Source organism: Synechococcus sp. F70.1, from assembly GCF_047502745.1.
Taxonomy (GTDB): Bacteria; Cyanobacteriota; Cyanobacteriia; order Thermostichales; family Thermostichaceae; genus Thermostichus.
In genome coordinates this window covers 1-3,338 of record NZ_JANSJL010000003.1, presented here as the reverse complement: position 1 = coordinate 3,338, position 3,338 = coordinate 1, and the positions used below count along the sequence as shown (strand labels likewise).

Sequence of the window (3,338 nt, the reverse complement as noted above, 5' to 3'; positions counted from 1 at the left end):
ATCAGGGGAAACCTTGGATAAAATGCTGCGCCTTACATCCCCACCTTCAAAGGCGAGGCCTTACGGCGCTTTTTGGTAAAGTTCTAACAACACCACTCTGCTCCCAGCGCAAAAGCCGGCCCGCTTTGCTAGGAGCTGCGCAGCCGCCAGTATGACCAGACCCATTCCACCAGATCTAGGAGCCCAGTTTAAACCGGTTGCAGGTGCTGTAACTGCCCCCCGTGGCTTCCGCGCTGCCGGCGTAGCCGCTGGCCTCAAGCCCTCCGGCGCCGCCGATCTGGCCCTGATTGTTTCCGACAGCGAGGCGGTAGGGGCTGGCGTTTTCACCACCAACCAGGTTAAGGCCGCCTGCGTCACCTACAACCAGAGCATCCTCGCCCAAGGCCAGCCGGTGCGGGCCATCCTCTGCACTGCCGGCCAGGCCAACGCCTGTACAGGCGAAGAGGGGGAGCGCAACAATGCCCAACTGGCCCGCTGGGTGGCAGAGCGGCTGGGGATCCCCGCCCACCAGGTGCTCACCGCCTCCACAGGGGTCATTGGACAACAACTGGAAATGGCCAAAATCAAGGCGGCCCTGCCCCACCTTATCGACAGCCTCTCGCCGGCAGGAGGAGAGAGCGCTGCCCGCGCCATCCTCACCACTGATCTAGTTCCCAAGAGCACGGCTCTGGAGGCTAACATTGACGGCTACACCGTCAGGGTAGGAGGCATCGCCAAGGGATCCGGCATGATCCACCCCACCTTGGCGACCATGTTGGCTTTCCTAACCTCCGATGCGGCTGTGGATCCCCCACTCTGGCAGCAGATCCTCAAAGAGGCTGTTGACCTCAGCTTTAACCAAATCACCGTGGATGGGGATACCAGCACCAACGACATGGTACTGGCTCTGGCCAACGGCCAAAGCGGGATCCCCACGGTGCAAGCGGGTACAAAAGCTGCCCAAACCCTAGCCGAGATGGTTGCCCAGGTTTCCATTCACCTAGCTAAGGCCATTGCCCGCGACGGGGAGGGAGCCACCAAGTTGCTGGAGATCCGGGTGCAGGGCGCCCCCGACGACCGGTCGGCTCGGCAGATAGCCCGCGTCATTGCCAGCTCTCCCTTGGTCAAGGCAGCAGCCTTTGGGGGCGACCCCAACTGGGGACGGGTGGCCGCCGCCGCTGGCCGAGCAGGGATCCCTTTTGACAGCCGCCTTCTGGAGATCCGGCTGGGAGATTTCCTGCTTCTAGAGAAAGGAATACCCCTCCCCTTTGACCGCCAGGCTGCTTGCAAGTACCTCAAGGGGGATCCCGTCGTCTTTACGGTGGACCTCCACCAGGGGCCCGGTCAGGGCGTGGCCTGGGGCTGCGATCTCAGCTACGACTATGTGCGCATCAACGCCGAGTACACCACCTAGGCCGCTTGGCAAGCCCAAACTAGAAGCTGAGGCTCTCCCAGGAGACGTTGATGTCTTCCAGCAGCAGCGACTTGTTGTAAATCTCCAGGAGGATCAGCATGAAGATGCCAAACAGCACCATGAAGACTGCCATTAGAGGCGTGGTGCCCCAGCCGGGGGCTACTTTGCCGTATTCCGAGTTCAGCGGACGCAGCAGATCGCCCAGTCGGGTACGAATGGCCATAGTTCTCGCCGTAGGTTAAGAAGGAACAAAGCTGGCGGCGGATCCTCTAAAGACTCAATGCCGCAAGAACAGCCATCTTTAGATCACGCTACCAGAATCTGACCCCACCCCTTTGCCGATAGCAATGAATCTTGACATCCCTTGTCCTTGCCAGGCAGAGGATTCCGTGCATGTCGCCGCTGAGGCGCAATGTTTTGTAAACTTGTGTAATACTCTAGAGAGACTCTCTCGGGATCCCAGCGATGGAAGCTAGCCTCTCCCTCATCGTGGCTATTGTGGCCACTACTATTGTCATTACCGCCTTTGCCATCTACACCGCCTTTGGACCTCCTTCCAAGAACTTGAAGGATCCCTTCGAAATGCACGAGGATTGAAGCCCGTTGTCTTGTTGCACTGCATGGCTGCCCGGCTGCCCTCCCATCTCACCTTCCACAAGTACCAGGGGTTGGGAAACGATTTCATCTTGGTGGACAATCGCCACCAGCCCCAGCCCTGTCTGACACCAGAAGAGGCCATTGCCCTCTGCGACCGCCGCTTTGGGGTGGGGGCGGATGGGGTCATTTTCCTGCTGCCGGGGCAGGAGGGGGCTGATTTCAGCATGCGCCTGTTCAACAGCGACGGCTCGGAAGCGGAGATGTGCGGCAACGGCATCCGCTGCCTGGCTCGCTTTTTGCAGGATCTGGGGATCCCCGCCCAGGATGGCGCCTACCAGATCCACACCTTGGCAGGGCGGATTGTGCCGCGGGTGCAGCCCGATGGCTTGGTAACAGTGGACATGGGGATCCCTCGCCTTTTGGCCCAGCAGATTCCCACCACGCTAGTCGGGCCAGAGGAAAAGGTGGTGCGGCAACCGCTCCCAGTGGCCGGGCGGGAGTGGTGGGTGACGGCAGTGAGCATGGGCAACCCCCATTGCGTGGTCTTTCTGGAGGAGGAGGGATCCCTGGAGAAACTGGACTTGGAAAGGGTGGGCCCCCTGTTTGAGCATCACCCCGCCTTTCCCGAGCGCACCAACACCGAATTTGTGCAGGTGCTCAGCCCTAACCACCTGCGGCTGCGGGTTTGGGAGCGAGGGGCAGGGGCGACGCTGGCCTGTGGAACAGGGGCTTGTGCCGCCCTAGTAGCTGCCGTCTTGGAAGAGCGGGCCGAGCCCCAGGCCACGGTAGAGCTGCCGGGAGGAAACCTGGAGATTCGCTGGGATCTTGACACCCAACACGTGTGGATGACAGGGCCGGCCCTGCCCGTTTTCCGCGGCACCACTGCCGAGTGAGCGCTTTCAGGATCCCAACCCCACTAGGAGAAGGGCCAGCAAGGTGAGAATCCCGTGGGCAGGGCTCCAGCCCTGGTGCCAGATCATCAGCACTGCCAGGCCCAGCCAGACCAGCCCCAGCCCTAGGCCGAGGCGTAGGAACAGAGGGGGAGCCTCCTGGTTGAGGGAGCGTTTGAGCCAGGGGAAGATCACCCCCAAGCCAAAGGCCAGCCCCACGGGGATCCAGTCCATCCAGCCCGTCCGCTCCCAGCCCAGCAGGTAGAAGCCACCCAAGCAAAGACCAAAGCCAAAAAGCAGCACCCGCATGGCGGGATAGTCTTGCCGGTAGCTGGAGGCGCGGCTCCAAGCTCCCTCAGGCTTGCTTGGGCTCAACGGCTCGACCACAAAGCTTTCTCTCCACTCCGGCGCTGCTTCAGTTTGGCCACGGCACCAAAGGTAAACGTTGACTTTGCGCA

General features: G+C 61.2%; 5 protein-coding genes. 3 read left to right on the top strand and 2 right to left on the bottom strand.

The features are described 5' to 3' along the window. Nucleotides 1–151 precede the first annotated feature (151 nt). Complete coding sequence (gene argJ, locus NW860_RS00045) at nt 152–1,393, top strand: bifunctional glutamate N-acetyltransferase/amino-acid acetyltransferase ArgJ (protein ID WP_414511857.1); 1,242 nt, start codon at nt 152–154, stop codon at nt 1,391–1,393. A 19-nt stretch (nt 1,394–1,412) separates the two neighbouring features. Here the strand turns inward: argJ and psbH are convergent, their stop codons facing one another. Continuing rightward, entirely contained in the window at nt 1,413–1,616 is a 204-nt protein-coding gene (gene psbH / locus NW860_RS00040; RefSeq protein WP_414361343.1) for a photosystem II reaction center phosphoprotein PsbH, read from the bottom strand. Between the two features lie 242 nt (nt 1,617–1,858). Here psbH and psbN point away from each other — a divergent pair, with 242 nt between their 5' ends. Both psbN and dapF read left to right on the top strand, forming a co-directional pair. Further along, nucleotides 1,859–1,990 carry a photosystem II reaction center protein PsbN gene (psbN, locus tag NW860_RS00035; protein WP_414396835.1) on the top strand — a complete coding sequence of 44 codons (132 nt, stop codon included), beginning with the start codon at nt 1,859–1,861 and terminating at the stop codon, nt 1,988–1,990. 23 nt (nt 1,991–2,013) lie between these two features. Next, complete coding sequence (gene dapF / locus NW860_RS00030; protein ID WP_414511856.1) at nt 2,014–2,883, top strand: diaminopimelate epimerase; 870 nt, start codon at nt 2,014–2,016, stop codon at nt 2,881–2,883. Between the two features lie 6 nt (nt 2,884–2,889). On the opposite strand, the gene NW860_RS00025 is transcribed toward dapF, so the two are convergent. Continuing rightward, nucleotides 2,890–3,338, bottom strand: a 449-nt coding sequence (locus NW860_RS00025) for a hypothetical protein (protein ID WP_414511855.1), incomplete at its 5' end; no start/stop codon positions are given.